At 71.3% G+C, this 19125-nt stretch carries 18 protein-coding genes; 12 read left to right on the plus strand and 6 right to left on the minus strand.

Annotated features, from left to right (window positions below; genetic code table 11):
• Positions 1-26: 26 nt before the first annotated feature.
• Complete coding sequence (locus tag BV453_RS00085; protein WP_249520553.1) at positions 27-923, minus strand: SDR family oxidoreductase; 897 nt, start codon at positions 921-923, stop codon at positions 27-29.
• Between the two features lie 214 nt (positions 924-1137).
• Between BV453_RS00085 and BV453_RS00090 the strand changes: the two genes are divergently transcribed.
• Positions 1138-2394 carry a hypothetical protein gene (locus BV453_RS00090; RefSeq protein ID WP_249520554.1) on the plus strand — a complete coding sequence of 419 codons (1257 nt, stop codon included), beginning with the start codon at positions 1138-1140 and terminating at the stop codon, positions 2392-2394.
• Positions 2395-2490: 96 nt separating this feature from the next.
• On the opposite strand, the gene purQ is transcribed toward BV453_RS00090, so the two are convergent.
• The 3 genes from purQ to BV453_RS00105 form a co-directional block, all read right to left on the minus strand.
• The gene (purQ, locus tag BV453_RS00095) at positions 2491-3198 is read right to left on the minus strand and encodes a phosphoribosylformylglycinamidine synthase subunit PurQ (RefSeq protein ID WP_025103986.1); all 708 of its coding nucleotides are present in this window, start codon (positions 3196-3198) and stop codon (positions 2491-2493) included.
• A complete protein-coding gene (gene purS, locus BV453_RS00100) occupies positions 3195-3443 on the minus strand; it encodes a phosphoribosylformylglycinamidine synthase subunit PurS (protein ID WP_025103985.1) in 249 nt (82 codons plus the stop codon). Before purS ends, purQ begins: the two co-directional genes overlap by 4 nt.
• 153 nt (positions 3444-3596) lie before the next feature.
• Positions 3597-4127, minus strand: coding sequence for an adenine phosphoribosyltransferase (locus tag BV453_RS00105; protein ID WP_025103984.1), 531 nt, complete (start codon positions 4125-4127; stop codon positions 3597-3599).
• 153 nt (positions 4128-4280) lie between these two features.
• Here BV453_RS00105 and BV453_RS00110 point away from each other — a divergent pair, with 153 nt between their 5' ends.
• The 5 genes from BV453_RS00110 to BV453_RS00130 all read left to right on the plus strand — a co-directional run bounded on the left by BV453_RS00110 (position 4281) and on the right by BV453_RS00130 (position 10161).
• Positions 4281-5597 (plus strand): ABC transporter substrate-binding protein, encoded by a 1317-nt coding sequence (locus BV453_RS00110; protein WP_249520555.1) that lies wholly within the window; start codon positions 4281-4283, stop codon positions 5595-5597.
• A gap of 76 nt (positions 5598-5673) precedes the next feature.
• Positions 5674-6714, plus strand: a complete 1041-nt coding sequence (locus BV453_RS00115; protein WP_249520556.1) for a carbohydrate ABC transporter permease — start codon at positions 5674-5676, stop codon at positions 6712-6714.
• Positions 6711-7601, plus strand: a complete 891-nt coding sequence (locus tag BV453_RS00120) for a carbohydrate ABC transporter permease (RefSeq protein ID WP_025103981.1) — start codon at positions 6711-6713, stop codon at positions 7599-7601. The genes BV453_RS00115 and BV453_RS00120 overlap by 4 nt, the downstream gene beginning before the upstream one ends.
• Before the next feature lie 5 nt (positions 7602-7606).
• On the plus strand, positions 7607-9037 hold the full coding sequence (locus BV453_RS00125; RefSeq protein ID WP_249520557.1) for a GH1 family beta-glucosidase: 1431 nt from the start codon (positions 7607-7609) through the stop codon (positions 9035-9037).
• A 128-nt stretch (positions 9038-9165) separates the two neighbouring features.
• Positions 9166-10161: a LacI family DNA-binding transcriptional regulator gene (locus BV453_RS00130; RefSeq protein ID WP_025103979.1), complete on the plus strand. Its 996-nt coding sequence runs from the start codon at positions 9166-9168 to the stop codon at positions 10159-10161.
• An 83-nt stretch (positions 10162-10244) separates the two neighbouring features.
• On the opposite strand, the gene BV453_RS00135 is transcribed toward BV453_RS00130, so the two are convergent.
• Positions 10245-11054: a M57 family metalloprotease gene (locus tag BV453_RS00135; RefSeq protein WP_249520558.1), complete on the minus strand. Its 810-nt coding sequence runs from the start codon at positions 11052-11054 to the stop codon at positions 10245-10247.
• 475 nt (positions 11055-11529) lie between these two features.
• Between BV453_RS00135 and BV453_RS00140 the strand changes: the two genes are divergently transcribed.
• Entirely contained in the window at positions 11530-12198 is a 669-nt protein-coding gene (locus BV453_RS00140; protein WP_249520559.1) for a TetR/AcrR family transcriptional regulator, read from the plus strand.
• A 14-nt stretch (positions 12199-12212) separates the two neighbouring features.
• Here the strand turns inward: BV453_RS00140 and BV453_RS00145 are convergent, their stop codons facing one another.
• Positions 12213-12869, minus strand: a complete 657-nt coding sequence (locus BV453_RS00145) for a GntR family transcriptional regulator (protein WP_025103976.1) — start codon at positions 12867-12869, stop codon at positions 12213-12215.
• A gap of 148 nt (positions 12870-13017) precedes the next feature.
• On the opposite strand from BV453_RS00145, the gene BV453_RS00150 reads away from it, so the two are divergent.
• From BV453_RS00150 to BV453_RS00170, 5 genes are read left to right on the plus strand one after another with little or no spacing between them, the layout of a single operon-like run.
• Positions 13018-14295, plus strand: coding sequence for an NRAMP family divalent metal transporter (locus tag BV453_RS00150; RefSeq protein WP_025103975.1), 1278 nt, complete (start codon positions 13018-13020; stop codon positions 14293-14295).
• Position 14296: 1 nt separating this feature from the next.
• Positions 14297-15061 carry a LamB/YcsF family protein gene (locus BV453_RS00155; RefSeq protein WP_249520560.1) on the plus strand — a complete coding sequence of 255 codons (765 nt, stop codon included), beginning with the start codon at positions 14297-14299 and terminating at the stop codon, positions 15059-15061.
• 1 nt (position 15062) lies between these two features.
• Positions 15063-15863 (plus strand): putative hydro-lyase, encoded by an 801-nt coding sequence (locus BV453_RS00160; protein WP_249520561.1) that lies wholly within the window; start codon positions 15063-15065, stop codon positions 15861-15863.
• Positions 15863-17413, plus strand: coding sequence for an urea amidolyase family protein (locus BV453_RS00165; protein WP_249520562.1), 1551 nt, complete (start codon positions 15863-15865; stop codon positions 17411-17413). Before BV453_RS00160 ends, BV453_RS00165 begins: the two co-directional genes overlap by 1 nt.
• The gene (locus tag BV453_RS00170) at positions 17410-19122 is read left to right on the plus strand and encodes a biotin carboxylase N-terminal domain-containing protein (protein WP_249520563.1); all 1713 of its coding nucleotides are present in this window, start codon (positions 17410-17412) and stop codon (positions 19120-19122) included. Before BV453_RS00165 ends, BV453_RS00170 begins: the two co-directional genes overlap by 4 nt.
• Positions 19123-19125 lie beyond the last annotated feature (3 nt).

Raw genomic sequence — 19125 nt, forward strand, 5'->3', positions numbered from 1 at the left:
GTCGACGGTGGATGAGGGGATGAGGGTCAGGGCGTGGGCATGCCGCCGTTGACGTTCAGGGTCTCGCCGAGCACGTAGCTCGACTCCGCGGAGGCGAGGAAGACGTATGCGGGAGCGAGCTCGGCGGGCTGACCCATCCGGCCGAGCGGAGTGTCCTGGCCGAACTGCGCGATCTTCTCCTGCGGCTGCCCGTCGCTCGGCTGCAGCGGGGTCCAGATCGGTCCCGGAGCCACGGCGTTCACGCGGATGCCCTTGGGTGCGAGCTGCTGGGCGAGGCCCTTCGTGAACGCGTTGATCGTCGACTTCGTCGAGGCGTAGTCGACGAGGATGTCCGACGGCGAGTAGGCCTGGATCGAGGTCGTGTTGATGATCGTCGACCCCGCGGGGAGGTGCGGCAGGGCGGCCTTGGTGATCCAGAACATCGCGTACACGTTGGTCTTGAACGTGTCGTCGAACTGCTCGTCCGTCACATCGGTGAGGGACTCCTGGAAGACCTGCTTGCCGCCGTTGTTGACGAGGATGTCGAGTCCGCCCAGCGCCGCGACGGCCTCGGCCACCAGGGTGCGGCAGTACTCCGGGTCGCGCAGGTCGCCGGGGATCGTGGCGACGGTGGCTCCCGCCTCGCGGAGGATGCCGGCGATGCGGCTCGCGTCCTCCTCCTCTTCCGGCAGGTAGGAGATCGCGACGTCGGCGCCCTCGCGGGCGAACGCGATCGCGGTGGCCGCGCCGATGCCCGAGTCGCCGCCGGTGATGAGTGCCTTGCGCCCGGTCAGCCGTCCGGTGCCGCGGTACGACTCCTCGCCGAGGTCGGCCTTCGGAGTGAGGTCGGCGTCGAGACCGGGCTCGCGCATGTGCTGCTTCTGCGGCTGGATGCCGGCGTAGAGCTCAACCGGGTTGGTGAAGGTGTACTGGTCGCGGGACATGGGGTGTCCTTTCCGGGAGGTCGGGGACGGGAGGACCATCGTGCGCGCCGTGCCCCGGACGCGGCAAACGCCTTGCATGCATCCGGTCGCTTTGGTACACGCGCATGTGGCCGAAAGACACTTCCCCCGGTGCCTCCTGTCATGACAGGGTTGCGAGCATCCCCCCTGTCGCTCGCGGCATGTCCCCCGGGGGTCCTGCCGTCGAGAGGTCGTGATGTCCGCTTCCGCCCGCCGATCCGCGCCCTGGGCGGTCGTCGCCGCGCTCGTCGTCGGTGCCGTGCTCGTCGGCGCCGCCCCCGCCGTGTCCGACGCGTTCGGTGCCCGCGCGCAGCCCCCGGCGGACCCGGTGAACGACCCCGCGGCTTCGGTCGCGTTCGCGTACGAGTTCCTCGACGCGCGGGTCGACGAGTTCTGCGACGGCGAGGGCCGCTGCCTGCCCCGCAGCTACGAGGGCGGGTTCTTCACCACGCCGTCGTGGGACTTCACGCCCTCCTTCGTGTACGACGACGCCCTCGTCGTGATCGCCTACACCGCCCGCGGCCTGCCGGACGACCTGCGCCGCGCCCGAGCCGTCGCCGACACCCTCCTCTTCGTGCAGGAGAACGACCCCGTCGGCGACGGCCGCGTCCGCACCTCGTACGAGCCGCACGGCATCCGTCAGGGCCGGATGGAGATCACCGGGCCCGGCACCTTCACCGGCAACCAGGCCTGGGTGGGCATGGCGCTCACCCGCCTCTTCCATGCCACCGGGGAGACACGGTATCTCGACGGCGCGGTGCGCATCGCGGAGTGGATCCAGGACAACACCGCCGACATGACGCGGGCACCGTACGGCTACACCGGCGGGCAGACCGATGCCGGGGTGCCGCTGGAGTGGAAGTCCACCGAGCACAACAGCGACATCGCCGGCTTCTTCACGCAGCTCGGCCAGCTCACGGGCGACGGGGTGTGGGCGGAGCGGGCGGCGGTGGCTGCCGGATTCGTCGCGGCGATGCAGAGCGCCGACGGGCACGTGGACACCGGGACGCTGCTCGACGGCAGCACGGTCAACACCCGTCCCGTCCCGCTCGACGCCCAGACGTGGAGCCTGCTGGGCACCGGGGACGCCCGATACGGCTCGGCCGTGGACTGGACGCTCGCGCACCTCGTGGCCCAGGACGGCCCGTACCGGGGCCCGTCGATCAGCGACGCGGACGTGTCGAAGGTCTGGTTCGAGGGCAGCGGGCACCTCGCGCTCGCGCTGCAGGAGCGGGGGGCCGCCGGCGACCAGGATCGCGCGGAGGAGCTGCTGGCCGACATCCGGCTGGTGCAGCGCGACGCGGCGAACGGCGACGGCAAGGGCATCGTGGCGACCTCGACGGACGGACTCGACTCCGGCTTCGGCGACCTCTACTACGCGAGCCTGCACACCGGCACGACGGCCTGGTACCTGCTCGCGGCCGTGGGCGACAACCCGTTCCGCCTCCCCTGACCCGCCTGTCGACCCGGCCTTCTGCGGTCGACCCGGCCCCTTCCGCGCGCCCGCAACGGGGTGGGACGCGCGCAGAGGGGTGGGTCGAGGGAGGTATCAGGCGGCGACGCGGGCGACGGCGGCGATCGCGCTCGTGAAGAAGTCGAGGCCGTCCACGCCGCTGCGCATCGCGACAGCGGTGTCCGGACCGAAACCGGGCTCGGTGGCGTGCTCGGGGTGCGGCATCAGGCCCACGACATTGCCGGCCTCGTTCGTCAGCCCCGCGATGTCGCGCAGCGAGCCGTTCGGGTTCACGCCGGCGTAGCGGAACGCCACGAGACCCTCGCCCTCGATGCGGTCGAGCGTCTGCTCGTCGGCGATGTAGCCGCCGTCCGCGTTCTTCAGCGGGATGACGATCTCCTGGCCGGTGCGGAAGGCGTTGGTCCAGGCGGTGTCGGCGTTCTCGACCGTGAGCTTCTGGTCGCGGCGCACGAAGTGCTGGTGGTTGTTGCGGATCAGGCCGCCGGGCAGCAGGTGCGCCTCGACGAGCATCTGGAAGCCGTTGCAGATGCCGAGGACGGGCATGCCCTTCGCGGCGGCGTCCTTGACCTCGCTCATGATGGGCGAGAGGGCGGCGATGGCTCCGGCGCGGAGATAGTCGCCGTAGCTGAACCCGCCGGGGAGGACGAGGGCGTCGACGCCCTCGAGGTCGTGCGAGCCGTGCCACAGGGCGACCGGCTCGGCTCCGGCGATGCGGACGGCGCGCTGCGCGTCGACGTCGTCCAGCGAGCCGGGGAAGGTGACGACGCCGATGCGGACGGTCACTCCGCCACCTCGACGCCCACGACGTCCTCGATCACGGCGTTCGAGAGCACCTCGTCGGCGATACGGCGGGCCTCGGCGAGGACCTCGTCGGTGACCTCGCCCTCGACGGTGAGCTCGAAGCGCTTGCCGATGCGGACGTCGGTGAAGCCCTCGACGCCCAGGCGGGCGAAGGCGCCGGAGACGGCCTTCCCCTGCGGGTCGAGCAGTTCGGGCTTGGGCATGACGTCGACGACGATGGTGGGCATGACGGCTCCAAGAGTCGCGGGCGGACGGGCGGGTTCAGTCTACCGCTCGCCGATGCTCCGCTGAGACCCCGGGCTCTCGCCCAGACCCCGTCCTGCGCGCGCCGCTACGCCGGGGCGTCGGCGGGAACCCGGGGTCTCGGGTCAGGAGTGGGGTCAGGAGTGGAAGACGGTGTGGAGGTCGCCGATCGTGTCGCGGCCGCCGAGGCCGTCGATCTCGAAGAGCACCGAGATGCCGGCGACGTGGCTGCCGAGACGCTCCACGAGCTGCCGACCGGCGGCCAGCGTCCCTCCGGTGGCGAGCACGTCGTCGATGAGGAGGACGCGGGATCCGGCGGGCAGGTCGTCGTGCATCTCGATGGTCGCCGTGCCGTACTCGAGGGCGTAGTCGACGGACGCTGCGGGGCGGGGGAGCTTGCCGGCCTTGCGGATCGGGATCAGCCCGACTCCCGCGGCGATGGCGGCGGCACCCGCGAGGATGAAGCCCCGCGCCTCGATGCCGGCCACCACGTCGAACTGTCCCGCGAAGGGCTCGATGATCGCCTCGGTCGTCACGCGGAGGGCCTCGGCGTCGGCGAGGAGCGGCGTGATGTCGCGGAAGATGATGCCGGGCTCCGGGTAGTCCGGGATGCTGCGGATCAGGGATTCGGCGCGGGCGAGGGCAGGGGAGAGGGTGGCTTCGGGCACCGGACAAGGGTACGCCGGTTGCGCGGGAGGGACCTGCAGGCGGCGCTCTTGACATCGTGGGAGCGCTCCCATAGAGTTCACGACAACCTTGTGGGAGCGCTCCCACAAGCCCCCACGCACCACCAGCCGCACGAACCCACAAAGGAGTGAACCGTGAACTCACGTGCCCGCACCCGGATCCTGGCGACAGCCGCCGCGGCATCCGTCTCCGCTCTCGCCCTGGCCGGCTGCTCCGGCAGCACCGACGGCGACGGCGACTCCGGCGCCAGCGCCGACGAGAAGGTCACACTGACCGTGACCACCTTCGGCACCTTCGGCTACGACGATCTCTACAAGGAGTACGAGAAGGCGCACCCGAACGTGACGATCGAGGCGACCAACATCGACACCGGCGGCAATGCCCGCACCGACGCCTTCACCAAGATCGCCGCCGGCTCCGGACTCAGCGACATCGTCGCGATCGAGGAGGGCTGGCTCGGCGCCATCATGGACGTCTCGGACACCTTCGTCGACCTGCGCGACTACGGCATCGAGGACCGCAAGGACGACTGGGTCGACTGGAAGTACGGCCAGGCGACCGACGCCGAGGGCCGCGTCATCGGCTACGGCACCGACATCGGCCCGAGCGGCATCTGCTACAACGGCGCCGCGTTCGAGGCCGCCGGCCTGCCCAGCGACCGCGAGTCGGTCGCCGAGTTGTTGAACGGCGACTGGGAGAACTACTTCCAGGTCGGCGCCGACTACACGGCCAAGACCGGCAAGGCCTGGTACGACCACTCCGGCTTCGTCTGGAACGCCATGGTGAACCAGCTCGACGAGGGCTACTACACCGCCGACGGCGAGCTGAACGTCGAGGGCAACGACGAGCTCCAGGAGCGCTTCGAGCTCCTCGGCGCCGCGACCGAGGGCGGCCAGTCCGCGGCGCAGACCGCATGGGACTGGAACGGCGGCAAGTCGTTCGTCGACGGCACCTTCGCCACCTTCGTCTGCCCCGGCTGGATGCTCGGCGTCGTGCAGGGCCAGGTCGAGGCCGGCGGCGGAGACGCGTCGACGGGCTGGGACTTCGCCGACGTCTTCCCCGGCGGCGCGGCCAACTGGGGCGGCGCGTTCCTCTCCATCCCGGAGTCGTCGGAGCACAAGGAGGCCGCGGCCGAGCTCGCCGACTGGCTGACGCAGCCCGAGCAGCAGGTGAAGCAGTCCGCCGCCGCGGGCAACTTCCCGTCGACCATCGAAGCGCAGGAGTCCCTCGCCGAGGAGGCCACGCCCAACGAGTTCTTCAACGACGCGCCGACCGGTGCCATCCTCGCCGAACGTGCCAAGGGCGTCGTCGCGCAGTTCAAGGGCGCCGATGACTCGGTGATCCAGGAGAACGTCTTCGGCCCGGCGCTCAGCGCGCTCGACCGCGGCGAGACCGACACGCAGGGCGCCTGGGACCAGGCGATCGGCCTCCTGAACGACCTCGTCGGCTGATCATCTCGCTTCGACAGGCTCAGCGACCCGACGGATGGGTGGCTGAGCCTGTCGAAGCCCGGCTAAGGACACGCCCATGACCCTCACCGCCCCGCCGGCGGAGCCGCAGGCCGCCGCCCCCGCCGCGGCGGACGCTCCGCCGCGACGCTCCTGGCGCACCCGCGTCTCCCGTTTCGACCACCGCGCCTCGCCCTACTTCTACATCTCCCCGTTCTTCCTCCTTTTCGGGCTCATCGGCCTCTTCCCGCTGCTGTACACGGTGTGGGTCGCGGTCCACGAGTGGGACCTGCTGAAGGGCGAGGGACCGTTCGTCGGCTTCGGCAACTTCGCGGCGATCCTCGACGACGGCATGTTCTGGAACTCCATCCGGAACACGCTGAGCATCTTCCTGCTCTCCGCCATCCCGCAGCTCGCCGTCGCTCTGGTGATCGCCTACCTGCTGGACCGCGGACTGCGGACGCCGACGTTCTGGCGGATGAGCGTCCTCATCCCGTTCGTGGTCACCCCGGTCGCCGTGGCGATCATCTTCTCCAGCATCTTCAACGAGGCGGACGGTCTGGCCAACAACCTCCTCAACCTCGTCGGCATCGCCGATCAGCAGTGGAAGCACGACACGGTCCTGTCGCACATCGCGATCGCCGTCATGGTGAACTTCCGCTGGACCGGCTACAACGCCCTCATCCTCCTCGCCGCGATGCAGGCCGTGCCGCGCGACCTCTACGAATCGGCCGCACTCGACGGTGCCGGGGCGGTGCGGCGGTTCTTCGCCATCACGATCCCCACCATCCGTCCCACGCTGATCTTCGTCATCATCACGGCGACCATCGGCGGCCTGCAGATCTTCGCCGAACCGCGGCTGTTCGACGTCTCCACCGCGGGCGGCATCGGCGGCAGCGACCGACAGTTCCAGACCACGGTGCTGTTCCTCTGGGAGCTGGCGTTCTTCCGCCGCAACCTCGGTGAGGCCTCGGCCGTCGCGATCCTGCTCTTCCTGCTGATCGTCGCGATCGGCCTCATCAACTTCCTGATCTCCCGGCGCATCGCCACCGGAGACGCCCCGAAGAACCGCGCGGCCCGACGCCGCATCCGCCCGACCGGGAAGGAGGAGGCGCGATGACCGCCACCCAGGCCCTCAGCGTGCCGGAGCGCATCCGCCGTCGGCGCGGCACCGCGAGCGGGAGCGCCGGCCTCGGCAGCCGCCCGGGCTTCCTCACCTACGGGCTCCTCGCGGCTTTCGTCATCGGCGGCGCCTACCCGCTGTGGTGGTCGTTCGTCGTCGCGAGCGGGACGAACGCGACCCGCGGTGAGACCCTGCCCCTCATCCCCGGCGGCAACTTCCTCGCGAACGCGGCGAAGGTGTTCGATGCGATCCCGTTCTGGCTCGCCCTCGGCAACTCCTTCCTCATCTCGACGATCATCACGATCTCCGTCGTCACGTTCTCGACGCTCGCCGGCTACGCGTTCGCGAAGCTCCGCTTCCGCGGGCGGGACGGCCTCATGGTGTTCGTGATCGCGACCATGGCCATCCCCACGCAGCTCGGCATCATCCCGCTGTTCATGCTGATGCGCGAACTCGGCTGGACGGGGACGATCGGTGCGGTGATCGTGCCGACCCTCGTCACGGCGTTCGGGGTGTTCTTCATGCGGCAGTACCTCGTGGACGTGATCCCGGACGAGCTCATCGAGGCCGCCAGGGTCGACGGCGCGAACCAGTTCCGCACCTTCCTCACCGTCGGGGTGCCCGCGGCGCGGCCGGCCATGGCGATCCTCGGACTGTTCACGTTCATGACCGCCTGGACCGACTACCTCTGGCCCCTGATCGTGCTCTCCCCCCAGAACCCGACGCTGCAGACGGCGCTCAGCCAGCTGCAGTCCGGCTATTACATCGACTACTCGATCGTGCTCACCGGCGCGGTGCTCGCGACCCTTCCGCTCCTCGTGCTCTTCGTGATCGCGGGGCGGCAGCTGGTCAGTGGCATCATGGCGGGCGCGGTGAAAGGATGACCCCTATGACGCGTGCCTTCCCCTCGGACTTCCTCTTCGGCGCGGCGACCGCGGCCTACCAGATCGAGGGCGCCGCCTTCGAGGACGGACGGACGGCCTCCATCTGGGACGCCTTCTGCCGGGTGCCGGGGGCCGTGGTCGGCGGCGACGACGGGGATGTGGCGTGCGACCACTACCACCGGTATCCGCAGGACGTGGCGCTGATGAAGGAGCTCGGCCTCCAGACGTACCGCTTCTCCACCTCGTGGTCGCGCGTGCGCCCCGACGGCGGCGCGGTCAACCAGGCGGGGGTCGACTTCTACAGCCGCCTCGTAGACGAGCTCCTCGCGGCCGACATCCTGCCCTGGCTCACGCTGTACCACTGGGACATGCCGCAGGCCCTGCAGGAGGTCGGCGGCTGGACGAACCGCGACTCCGTCGAGCGCTTCCTGGAGTACGCGGGCACCATGCACGACGCCCTCGGCGACCGCGTGAACGTGTGGACGACCCTGAACGAGCCGTGGTGCTCGTCCTTCCTCTCCTACACCGGGGGCGAGCACGCGCCAGGGCACACGAGCGTCGCCGAGGGGCTGCTGGCCTCGCACCACCTGCTCCTCGCGCACGGTGCGACGGTGCGGGAGCTCCGCGGCCGCGACGCCTCCCTCAACCTCGGCATCACGCTGAACCACACGGTGGCCGACCCCGCCGACCCGCAGAACCCCGCGGATGTCGACGCGGCCCGGCGGCTGGACGGCCAGTTCAACCGGTGGTTCCTCGACCCCATCTACCGCGGTGCCTACCCCGCCGACACCGTGGAGGACATCCGCGCGGTGGACCCCGAGGCCGTGGCGCGGTTCGAGGCCGCGGTGCACGAGGGCGACCTCGACACGATCGCCCAGCGCATCGACACGCAGGGCGTGAACTACTACCACGGCGACCTCGTTTCCGGTACGGGGCCCGACGACGCGGCGGTGTCCAGCGGCCCGGAGACGGCGCACGTGACGCGGAGCCCGTATCCCTCGCACGAGGGCATCCACGCGGTCGAGCGCGGACTGCCGCGGACCGCCCAGGGCTGGGAGGTCCAGCCGGAGGGACTCACGCGACTCCTGCAGCGGCTCTGGACCGAGTACGCCGAGCCCGCGGGTGTGGTGCTCTCGGTGACGGAGAACGGCGCGGCCTACGACGACACCGTCGTGGGGGAGGACAGGGAGACGCGGGTGCCCGACGCCGACCGCACCGCGTTCCTGCGCGCGCACCTCGACGCCGTGCTGGACGCCAGGGACAGCGGCGTGGACGTCCGCGGCTACTTCTACTGGTCCCTGTTCGACAACTTCGAGTGGGCCTGGGGCTACGACAAGCGCTTCGGGATCGTCCGCGTGGACTACGACACCCAGGAGCGGACGGTCAAGGACTCCGGCCGCGAGTACGCCCGGATCATCGCCGCCCGGTCCCTCTGACCCGTTCGAATCGCCCGATTGGCCCCATCTGCGGCCGAAATGGGACCAATCGGGCGACTCGACGCGAGGATTTTCACGGCCTGGCTCCGGGTGGATGAGAATGGGGCGATGGAAGAGAGCAAGCGATGATGTCGCCCCGCGCGACCATCGAGGAGGTCGCAGCGGCCGCCGGCGTGTCCCGGTCGACCGTGTCGCGCGTCGTCAACGGGTCGACCGCGGTCAGCCCGGAAGCGCTCGCCGCCGTGCGCGCCGCGATCGACGAGCTCAACTACGTTCCGAACCGTGCCGCGCGCTCGCTCGCCTCCCGGCAGACGCACGCGATCGCCCTCATCGTCCCCGAGGACACGACCCGCTTCTTCGGCGACCCGTTCTTCGCGGCGATCGTGGCCGGCATCACCGGCGCGCTCCGCAGCTCCGACTACCTCCTGAACCTGCTGATCGCGAGCGACGACCCCGGCGACAAGATGACGAGCTTCGTGCGCAACGGCGGCGTCGACGGCGCGCTCATCGTGTCGCACCACACGAGCGACGCGTTCGTCGACCGGATCGCCGACGCGGTCCCCGTCGTCTACGGCGGCCGTCCGGTGCGCCGGGCCGAAGGCGACTACGTGGTCGACGTCGACAACGTCGCCGGGGCACGGGCGGCCACGCAGCGCCTCGTCGACATCGGACGCACCCGCATCGCCACGATCTCCGGTCCGCTCACGATGCCGTCGTCGACCGACCGCGTGCAGGGGTTCCGCGCCGCGCTCGCCGCCGCGGGGCTGACCCCCTTCGCGGAGGAGGAGGGCGACTACAGCGAGGCGAGCGGAGCCGATGCCGCCCGCCGTCTGCTCGCGGAAGGGCGGCCGGACGCGATCTTCGTCGCCAGCGACCTCATGGCCCGCGGGGCGCTCATGGCCCTCCGCGCCGCCGGGGTGCGGGTGCCGGAGGACATCGCGCTCGTCGGCTTCGACGACTCCTCGGTGGCCCTCAGCACCGACCCGCCCCTGACGACCATGCGCCAGCCCATGTACGCCCAGGGCGAGGCGATGACGCAGGTGCTGCTCTCCCGGCTTGCCGGCGAGGATCCGCCTCGGACGACCATCCTGCCGACCGAGCTCGTCGTCCGCGGCTCCGCCTGAGCCGCACCGACCGCGGACACGGGTGAGGCCCGGTCGCGGAACGACCGGGCCTCGGTGGTGCCGGAACGGGTCCGACGAGGGCGTCAGTTCCCGTAGAGCGAGACGACGCCGCTGCGGTCGACGCTGGTCATCGACAGATCGGCCGAGCTGCCGTTGCACTGCGGGTAGTGCATGATCGACGACGAGTCGTACGGCGTGAGCGGACGCCAGTTGTTGTCCTCGAAGCAGGTGCCCGCCTCCGGGCGGGTGTGCTCGTGGCGGAAGCCGAGGACGTGGCCGAGCTCATGGCCGAGCACGTTGGTCGGGGTCCACGCTCCGGCGCTCCAGATCGAGTCGTCGATGAGGACGTTCTGCTGCCGGGCCGGCGTGCTGGGGAAGAAGGCGCGGGCGATGTACTGCGTCGTGGCCACCGGCTCGACGGAGAAGACGACGGCGTTGTTCCGCGTGGTGCAGTTGGCGTCGGCGCTGCTGACGTAGCGGAAGTCGATCTTCGACGACGCGGACTCCCAGAGTGCGGCGCCGCCCTCCATCGCCCGGACGACGTCGGCGTGACGGCTGCCGAACTTCGTGCTCACGCAGTAGGTGAGGTTGGCGACCTGGGAGGCGGACCACTTGTCGTCGATGTTGTTGACCGTGTTGACGATGAGGCCGTCGGTGCGGGCCTCCGGGCCGATCAGCCGATCGTAGAACGCGCGCAGCTCCTTCTTGTTCGAGATCACCTCATCGCCGTTGACGACGTAGGCACCGTCGACGTCCCGATAGGTCGACGCCGCGAACTCCTGGTATGAGGGCGCGGAATCGTCGGGGGCCGCGGCCGTGGCGGGGATGACCGCGCTGAGGCTGAGCGCGGCCGCCGCGGTGGCGGCGAGCGCGAGTTTTCTGGTGAATCGCATGGAAGATCCTCTTCGATCTGAGCGGTGCCGCGCGCCCGGTGAGCGAGCGGACTCCGGCCGGAACGGTGAGCATCGCTGCCACCGAGGGGCCGAAGCCCGCTCACGCTAACCGCGCGATTTCGACGGGGTCAAGGCGCGACACGGCCCGTCGCCCGCTTTCTGCACTCAGGTCAGGAATCGGCCGCATCGGTCGCCGTCGAAGGTGCCGCCATGGCTCGGCCGGACGTCGGCACCGGCGGTCGACGCCCGGGCCTGGTCGTCGGTCCCTCGTCGTAGGCCGGAGGTCGAGGATGACCACGGACGCGTCTCCGCCACCCCCTCCATCGGCGGAAGACGCGTCCGTGGCCCGTTGCGGCGAACCCCCGCGCCGCGAGTGCTCGCACCCTCCATAGGTTGAACGAGCATTCAGTGATTAATCTATCCCGAGACGGCCCGTGAGGGAATTCCGCCGGAGGACCCGGGAGGTGGACACCGCATGGCGCGATCGGATGCGCAGAACCGTGCGGCGCGGGAGCGCGCACGCGAGAACATCCTCCAGGCGGCGATCGAGGTCTTCAGCGAACGCGGCGTCGCCGGGGCGGGCATCGCCGAGATCACGCGTCGCGCCGGCGTCGCCCAGGGGTTGGTGAACTACCACTTCGGCGGCAAGGACCAGCTCGTCGCCGCGGTGATCGACCGGTGGTTCGAGACGGTGCTGGGGTTCGCGCAGGTCGAGGGCACGCCCGACGAGATGCTCGCCGCGATCATCGACGGGGCGATCGGCGCGACGGCCTTCGCGATGCCTCTGCAGCGTGCGGTGCTCGCCATGCAGCAGCAGCCGCTGACGCATCGGCTGTTCGCGGAGTCGGAGCAGCGATACGCGGACGGGGCGACGGCTGCCGAGGATGCCGTGCGTGCGATGTTCCGTGCCCGAGGCGCCGAGGATCCGGCGCTGGAGGAGGTCATGCTCCGCAGCACCCTGGAGGGGGTGTTCGTGAAGTACTGCGTCTTCGGCGACACGTATCCGCTCGAGGACGCGCGGCGCTGGTTGCACCGCCGGTACGGTCTGCCCGAGCCGACCGCCGCGCTGCCTGGGCTGCCGGCCTCGCCCCCGGGCGAACCCCGACCCCGCGCCACGGCGGCGCTGCGGACCGACGCGTCCTGAGCCGCGGACCCGGATCAGTCGAGGTGCATCCGCGCGAACGCGCCGAGCACGACCCGCTCCGACTGCACGAGGTACCGCTCCAACTCGGCGGCCCCGGCCTCGGCGCCCCGGGTCAGGAACGTGTCGAGGACGGCGCGGTTCTTCCGGACGAACGGCTCGTGCAGCGCGCGGGGGTCGTCGATCTTCAGGAACGCGAGGCGCAGCTCCGCCGCGACGTTCCGGTAGGTGCGGGCGAGACGCGGACTGTCGGCGAGATCGACGAGCGCGACGTGGAACGCCATGTTCGCGCTGCCGACCGCGCGCCAGGCGGACGCGTCGTCGGCCGAGACGCCGGCGACGGCGGCCTCGGCCGCGGCGACCGCGTCGGTCATGCGCTGGACGGCGGGATGCTCGGGCTCGGACTGCCGCAGAGCCGTGCACTCGATGACGCGGCGGGCGCGGTAGATGTCGATGACGTCGGCGATCGTGGGAGAGGCGACCGAGACGCCGCGGTGCGGGATGTGCGCGACGAGCCCCTGTTCCGCGAGCACCCGGAACGCCTCGCGCAGGGTGTTGCGCGACACGTCGAAGCTCTCGGCCAGAGACGACTCCGACAGCCGGGAGCCCGGGGCGACGTCGCCGTCGATGATGCGCTGACGGAGCACGTCGGCGAGCGGGCCCTGCTGGTTCATGCCTTCATCGTAGGGCGGCATCACGCCGATCATTACCGAAAAGCAATCGCGCTGTAGCACGACGGAAACATGATTGTTGAACAATCAGGTTCTGTCCGTTCTACACTGGGGGTCACCCGACACCCACCAACGACGATGGGACCCCCCTATGTCCGAGCAGTCCGCCCCCGCCCTCACCCCCGAGGACGAAGCCCGCGCCGCCCACGCGAAGAAGCGCGCCGGCCGCAGTGCCGTCATCGGCGCCATCTTCCTCATGGCCACGAGCGCCATCGGTCCGGGCTTCATCACCCAGACCGCGACGTTCACCGCCCAGATGGGAGCCGCGTTCGCGTTCGCCATCCTCGTGTCGATCCTCGTCGACATCGCGGTGCAGCTGAACATCTGGCGCATGATCACCTCGTCCGGCAAGCGGGCCGGCGAGCTCGCCAACAGCGCCATCCCCTTCTCCGGCCACGTCATCGCCGTCCTCGTCGTCATCGGCGGGCTCGCGTTCAACATCGGCAACATCGCCGGCGGCGGCCTGGGCCTGAACGCCCTCCTCGGCATCGATCCGAAGCTCGGCGGCGCGCTCACGGCGGCCCTCGCGATCATCATCTTCCTCGTGAAGAAGGCCGGCAAGGTGATGGACGTCGTCCTCATCATCCTCGGCGTCGGCATGATCGTGATGACCCTCGTCGTCGCCCTCATCGCCCAGCCGCCCATCGGCGACGCCCTGCGCCAGACCTTCGTGCCCGACCAGCTCAACTTCGCCACCATCACGACGATCGTCGGCGGCACGGTCGGCGGCTACATCACCTACTCCGGCGCTCACCGCTACCTCGACTCCGGCCACGTGGGCCCGCAGTACGCGAAGCCCGTCATGCGCGCCGCCGCCAACGGCATCCTCGTGACCGGCATCATGCGCTACGTGCTCTTCCTCGCGATCCTCGGCGTGGTGGCCTCCGGCGTGGCGCTCGACCTCTCCTCGCAGGCCGCCAACCCGGCAGGGCAGGCATTCGGTGCGGTGCTCGGCGACGCCGGTCTGCGGATCTTCGGCGCGATCTTCTGGGCCGCCGCGATCAGCTCGGTCATCGGCGCCGCGTACACCTCGGCGACCTTCCTCTCGACCTTCACCGCCAAGCTCCGCGGGGGCTGGCCGCTGCAGCTCGCCACCGTCGCGTTCATCGTCGTGTCGCTGGCGGTCTACCTGGCGATCGGCACGGCCCCGGCCGCGATCCTCGTCTTCGTCGGCGGCTTCAACGGCCTGATCCTCCCCATCGGGCTGACGGTGTTCATGTACATCGGCTGGTTCCGCCGCGACCTGCTCGGCGACCGGAAGTACCCGATGTGGCTGCTCATCGCGGGCACCGTCGTGACCGCCCTCACCTGGTACATGGGCGCCGTCTCGATCGGCCCCATCTTCGCCTTCCTCGGAATCGGAGCGTGACATGGCGACCATCGACCTGAACTCGGACCTCGGCGAGAACGTCCCCGACCGGATCGTCAGCGACGACGCGAGCATGCTCGAGATCGTCACGAGCGCGAACGTGTCGTGCGGGTTCCACGCGGGCAGTCCGGAGGGGATCCGCGAGACCTTGGCCGCGGCCGTCGCCGGCGGCGTCGTGATCGGCGCCCACCCCGGGTATCGCGACTACGAGAACTTCGGGCGCACGAAGGTCGACATCGACTCGGCCACGCTGCAGGCGCACGTGGAGTACCAGCTCGGTGCGCTCCTCGGGCTCACCGCGGCGGTCGGCGGGCGGGTCTCCTACGTTAAGCCGCACGGGGCGCTCTACAACATCATCGCCCGCGACGAGCGGCAGTCGAAGGACGTCGTGGCGGCCATCAAGGCGATCGACCCCTCGCTCGTGCTGCTCGGCCTCGCCGGCGGCGTCGTGCTCGACGTCGCCGAACGAGCAGGACTCGCGGTCGCCGCGGAGGCCTTCGCCGATCGCGCCTACCAGCCGGACGGTCAGCTCGTCTCCCGCACCGAGGAGGGGGCCGTGCTGCACGACCCCACCGCGGTGGCCGAGCGGATGGTGCGCCTGGCCGCGGACGGCGTGATCCGGGCGATCGACGGCACCGACGTGGCCGTGTTCGCGCAGTCGATCTGCGTGCACGGCGACAGCCCGGGCTCGGTCGCGATGGCGGCGGAGACGAAGCGCCTGCTGCAGGCGGAGGGCATCACGATCGCCCCGTTCGCCGGAGTCTGACATGGCCGTGCTCGCGACTCCCGCCCAGCTCGCCGACGCCCGGGCCGCCCGTGCGGCGCACCGCGCCGGCCACTCCGCGCCGACCAGCGGCGTCGCCCCGGGGCTGACCCAGGCGAACCTCATCGCGGTGCCCGCGGACTGGGCCTTCGAGACCCTGCTCTACGCGCAGCGCAACCCGAAGCCCTGCCCCGTCCTCGAGGTGATCGAGCAGGGGGCGGTGGAGTCGCGGCTCGCGCCGGGCAGCGACATCCGGACCGACATCGGGCGGTACCGCATCTGGCGGGACGGCGAGCTCGTGGAGGAGGTGTCCGACGCGATGGCGGCGTGGGACGAGCATCCCGACCTCGTCGCCTTCCTCATCGGCTGCAGCTTCACGTTCGAGACGGGGCTCGTCGAGGCCGGGATCCCGATCCGTCATCAGGAGCTCGGACGCAACGTGCCGATGTACCGCACGGCGGTGGACTGCACCCCGGCCGGACGGCTGCGCGGCGAGATGGTGGTCTCCATGCGTCCGATCCCCGCGGACCGCGTGGCCGATGCCGTGCAGATCTCCGGGCGCACCCCGGCCGTGCACGGTGCGCCCGTGCACATCGGCGACCCGGCATCGCTCGGTATCGTCGACGTGATGGTGCCCGACTTCGGCGACGTCCCCGAGATCCGCCCCGGCGAGATCCCCGTGTTCTGGGCGTGCGGCGTGACCCCGCAGGCGGCGATCATGGCGTCGAAGCCGCCGTTCGCCGTCACCCACGCCCCGGGCTACATGTTCGTCACCGATGTGCCGGATGCGGAGTACCGGGTCTGATGCGCATCCTCACGGCCTCCGACAGCGCGCTGCTCGTCGAGGCGGACGACCTCGAGCAGGCCATGCGGCTGAACCTCGCATGGAGCGACGTGCCCGGCGTTCGGGAGCGCATCCCCGGCGCCCGCACCGTGCTCGTGCGCTTCGACCCGCACCGCACCTCGGCCGCCGCGCTCGCCGAGGCGCTCGCCGCGACCGAGGTCGACGCGGCGGCGCTGCCCGACGCGGGCGAGGTCACCATCCCGGTCCGCTACGACGGGGAGGATCTGGACGAGGCGGCCGCGCTCCTCGACGTCTCGGCGGAGGAACTGGTGGCCCGTCACCTCGCCGCCGACTGGCGCGTGGCCTTCTCCGGCTTCGCTCCCGGCTTCGGCTATGCCGTGAGCGGCGACCCCCTCTTCGACGTGCCGCGGCGGTCGTCGCCCCGCACCCGGGTGCCCGCCGGTTCCGTCGCCCTCGCCGGGGCGTTCAGCGGCGTGTATCCGCGGGAGAGCCCCGGCGGCTGGCAGCTCATCGGCCGGACCGCCCTGGAGATGTGGGACATCGACCGCGACCCGCCGGCTCTGCTCGTGCCGGGCCGCCGCGTGCGCTTCGTGCGTGCGGAGCGGGAGTCGGTCGCGGCGTCGCCGGCATCGGCCGACGCGACGCGGGTCGCCCGTCGCGGGGACGGTCCGGCGGTCGAGGTCGTGCGACCGTCGCTGCAGCTCCTCGTGCAGGACGCGGGACGCCCCGGTTTCGCGGCGCTGGGCGTCTCGGCCTCCGGCGTCGCCGATCGGGTCGCGATGCACGCGGCGAACCGGACCGTGGGCAACACGCCGGCGGCGGCTGTGCTGGAGAGCGTCGGTGGGGCCGTGCTGCGCTTCCACGGCGCAGGTGTGGCCGCCGTCACCGGAGCCACGGGCTCGCTCACGCTCACCGACGCCGACGGCATCGAGCGCACGCTCCTCCCCGGCGTGCCGTTCGCGACCGTCGACGGCGACGAGCTCACGCTGGGCCATCCCGAGCGCGGTCTCCGGTCCGTGATCGCCGTCCGCGGCGGCTTCGCTCCGGCTGCGGCGCTCGACAGCTGCGCGACCGACACGCTCGCCGGGCTGGGTCCCGCGCCGTTGGCCGCCGGCGATCTCCTTCCGATCGGGGCTGCCGCCGTGGCCGCCGTGGAGCCGGATCCGGTGCCGCGCGCCCTTCCCGCAGCCGGGGAGCTGGCCACGCTGGAGATCACGCTCGGGCCCCGCGACGACTGGTTCACCGCTGCCGGCCTCGACGCGCTCACCGGGCAGGAGTGGACGGTCACGCCGCGCTCCGACCGCGTGGGCATCCGCCTGCACGGCGACGAGCCCCTGGAACGCGCGGTCGGCGGCGAGCTGCCGAGCGAAGGCGCCGTGACCGGGGCCATCCAGGTGCCGCCGGACGGCCAGCCCGTGCTCTTCCTCCCCGATCATCCGCTCACCGGCGGCTATCCCATCATCGGTGCCCTCACCGACCGCAGCCTCGACCTCGCCGCTCAGCTCCCGCCGGGCGTACGGGTGCGCTTCACCGTCAAGGAGACCTCATGACCTCTGTGCTGATCGCCAACCGCGGCGAGATCGCGGTCCGCGTGATCCGCGCGTGCGCCGAGGCCGGCTACACGTCGGTCGCCGTCTACGCCGATCAGGACGCGGATGCCCTTCACGTGCGGCTCGCGGACGAGGCGATCGGCCTCGACGGCGACACCGCGGCGACGACGTACCTGTCCATCGAGGCGCTGATCGACGCGGCTCGCCGCAGCGGCGCCGACGCCGTGCACCCCGGCTACGGCTTCCTGTCCGAGAGTGCTGCCTTCGCGCGGGCCGTCGAAGACGCCGGACTCGTGTGGATCGGGCCGTCGCCGGAGAGCATCGACGCGCTCGGCGACAAGATGACCGCGCGCCGGATCGCGCAGCGCGTCGGCGCCCCGCTCGCCGCGGGCACGGATCAGCCGCTGTCCGGGCCGCAGGAGGCGGTGGCGTTCGCCGAGGAGCACGGTCTGCCCATCGCCATCAAGGCCGCGTTCGGCGGCGGAGGCCGAGGGCTCAAGGTCGTCCGCGAGCTGTCGGAGGTCGCCGACGCGTTCGACGCGGCCACCCGCGAGGCGACCGCCGCGTTCGGCCGCGGGGAGTGCTTCGTGGAGCGCTTCCTGGAGAGTCCGCGGCACATCGAGGTGCAGGTGCTCGGCGACGGGCGCGGCGGCGTGGTCGTCGTGGGCGACCGCGACTGCTCGATGCAGCGCCGCAACCAGAAGCTCATCGAGGAGGCTCCTGCGCCCGGTCTCACGGCGGCGCAGCGGACGGCGTTCCACGACGCGGCACGGGCGATCTGTGCCGAGGTGCAGTACCGCGGCGCCGGCACGGTCGAGTTCCTCCTCGCCGCGGACGGCACGATCTCGTTCCTCGAGGTAAACACCCGGCTGCAGGTCGAGCACCCCGTGACCGAGGAGGTCACCGGGACCGACCTCGTCCGCGAGCAGTTCCGTATCGCGTTCGGCGAGGGGCCGTCCTTCACCGAGACCCCGGCGCCGACCGGGCATGCGTTCGAGTTCCGCATCAACGCCGAAGACCCCGGCCGCGGGTTCCTGCCCAGCCCCGGACGGGTGGACGGCCTGCGCATCCCCGGGGGACCCGGCGTGCGGTGGGACAGCGGCATCGAGGCCGGAGACACCGTGCAGCCCGCGTTCGACTCGATGATCGCGAAGCTCATCGTGCACGCGGACACCCGGGACGCGGCTCTCGTCCGTGCGGGTAGGGCGCTGCGGGAGCTCGCCGTCGAGGGTCCGGCGACCGTGATCCCGTTCGACCTCCGCGCCATCGACGACCCCGCGTTCGCGACCGCGACCTTCGCCGTGCACACCCAGTGGATCGAGACCGTGCTGCTCCCAGCACTGGAGGCGCAGCCACGCCCCGCGGTCGCCCCGGTCTCCGGACTGCAGCGGTTCCCGGTGGAGATCGACGGCCGCCGCGTGATGCTCGGTCTGCCCGCGGAGCTGCTGGCGGGTATCGGCCGTCCGGGAGAGGTCGCGGCACCCGTGCCCTCGGCGGACCCCTCCGAGCTCCGGGCCCCCGCGCCGGGCACGCTCGTCCGCTGGCTCGTCGACGACGGGGCCACGGTGGCCGAGGGGGACCCGGTGGCCGTGCTCGACGCGATGAAGATGGAGACCACGGTCACCGCGCACCGCGCCGGCACCCTCACCCCGTGCGCCGACACCGGCGCGACCCTCTCTGCCGACGCCCTCCTCGCCACGATCGCATGACCC

Source organism: Microbacterium sp. ER1, assembly GCF_023383675.1.
GTDB lineage: Bacteria > Actinomycetota > Actinomycetes > Actinomycetales > Microbacteriaceae > Microbacterium.

What these genes read in the sequence shown, in the direction of transcription:
- BV453_RS00165 (WP_249520562.1), top strand. Translation starts at nt 15,863, where the DNA reads ATGCGCATCCTCACGGCCTCCGACAGCGCGCTGCTCGTCGAGGCGGAC.
- BV453_RS00115 (WP_249520556.1), top strand. Translation starts at nt 5,674, where the DNA reads ATGACCCTCACCGCCCCGCCGGCGGAGCCGCAGGCCGCCGCCCCCGCC.
- BV453_RS00090 (WP_249520554.1), top strand. Translation starts at nt 1,138, where the DNA reads ATGTCCGCTTCCGCCCGCCGATCCGCGCCCTGGGCGGTCGTCGCCGCG.
- BV453_RS00140 (WP_249520559.1), top strand. Translation starts at nt 11,530, where the DNA reads ATGGCGCGATCGGATGCGCAGAACCGTGCGGCGCGGGAGCGCGCACGC.
- BV453_RS00170 (WP_249520563.1), top strand. Translation starts at nt 17,410, where the DNA reads ATGACCTCTGTGCTGATCGCCAACCGCGGCGAGATCGCGGTCCGCGTG.
- BV453_RS00130 (WP_025103979.1), top strand. Translation starts at nt 9,166, where the DNA reads ATGTCGCCCCGCGCGACCATCGAGGAGGTCGCAGCGGCCGCCGGCGTG.
- BV453_RS00160 (WP_249520561.1), top strand. Translation starts at nt 15,063, where the DNA reads ATGGCCGTGCTCGCGACTCCCGCCCAGCTCGCCGACGCCCGGGCCGCC.
- BV453_RS00085 (WP_249520553.1), bottom strand. Translation starts at nt 923, where the DNA reads ATGTCCCGCGACCAGTACACCTTCACCAACCCGGTTGAGCTCTACGCC.
- BV453_RS00155 (WP_249520560.1), top strand. Translation starts at nt 14,297, where the DNA reads ATGGCGACCATCGACCTGAACTCGGACCTCGGCGAGAACGTCCCCGAC.
- BV453_RS00150 (WP_025103975.1), top strand. Translation starts at nt 13,018, where the DNA reads ATGTCCGAGCAGTCCGCCCCCGCCCTCACCCCCGAGGACGAAGCCCGC.
- BV453_RS00120 (WP_025103981.1), top strand. Translation starts at nt 6,711, where the DNA reads ATGACCGCCACCCAGGCCCTCAGCGTGCCGGAGCGCATCCGCCGTCGG.
- BV453_RS00135 (WP_249520558.1), bottom strand. Translation starts at nt 11,054, where the DNA reads ATGCGATTCACCAGAAAACTCGCGCTCGCCGCCACCGCGGCGGCCGCG.
- BV453_RS00145 (WP_025103976.1), bottom strand. Translation starts at nt 12,869, where the DNA reads ATGAACCAGCAGGGCCCGCTCGCCGACGTGCTCCGTCAGCGCATCATC.
- purS (WP_025103985.1), bottom strand. Translation starts at nt 3,443, where the DNA reads ATGCCCACCATCGTCGTCGACGTCATGCCCAAGCCCGAACTGCTCGAC.
- BV453_RS00125 (WP_249520557.1), top strand. Translation starts at nt 7,607, where the DNA reads ATGACGCGTGCCTTCCCCTCGGACTTCCTCTTCGGCGCGGCGACCGCG.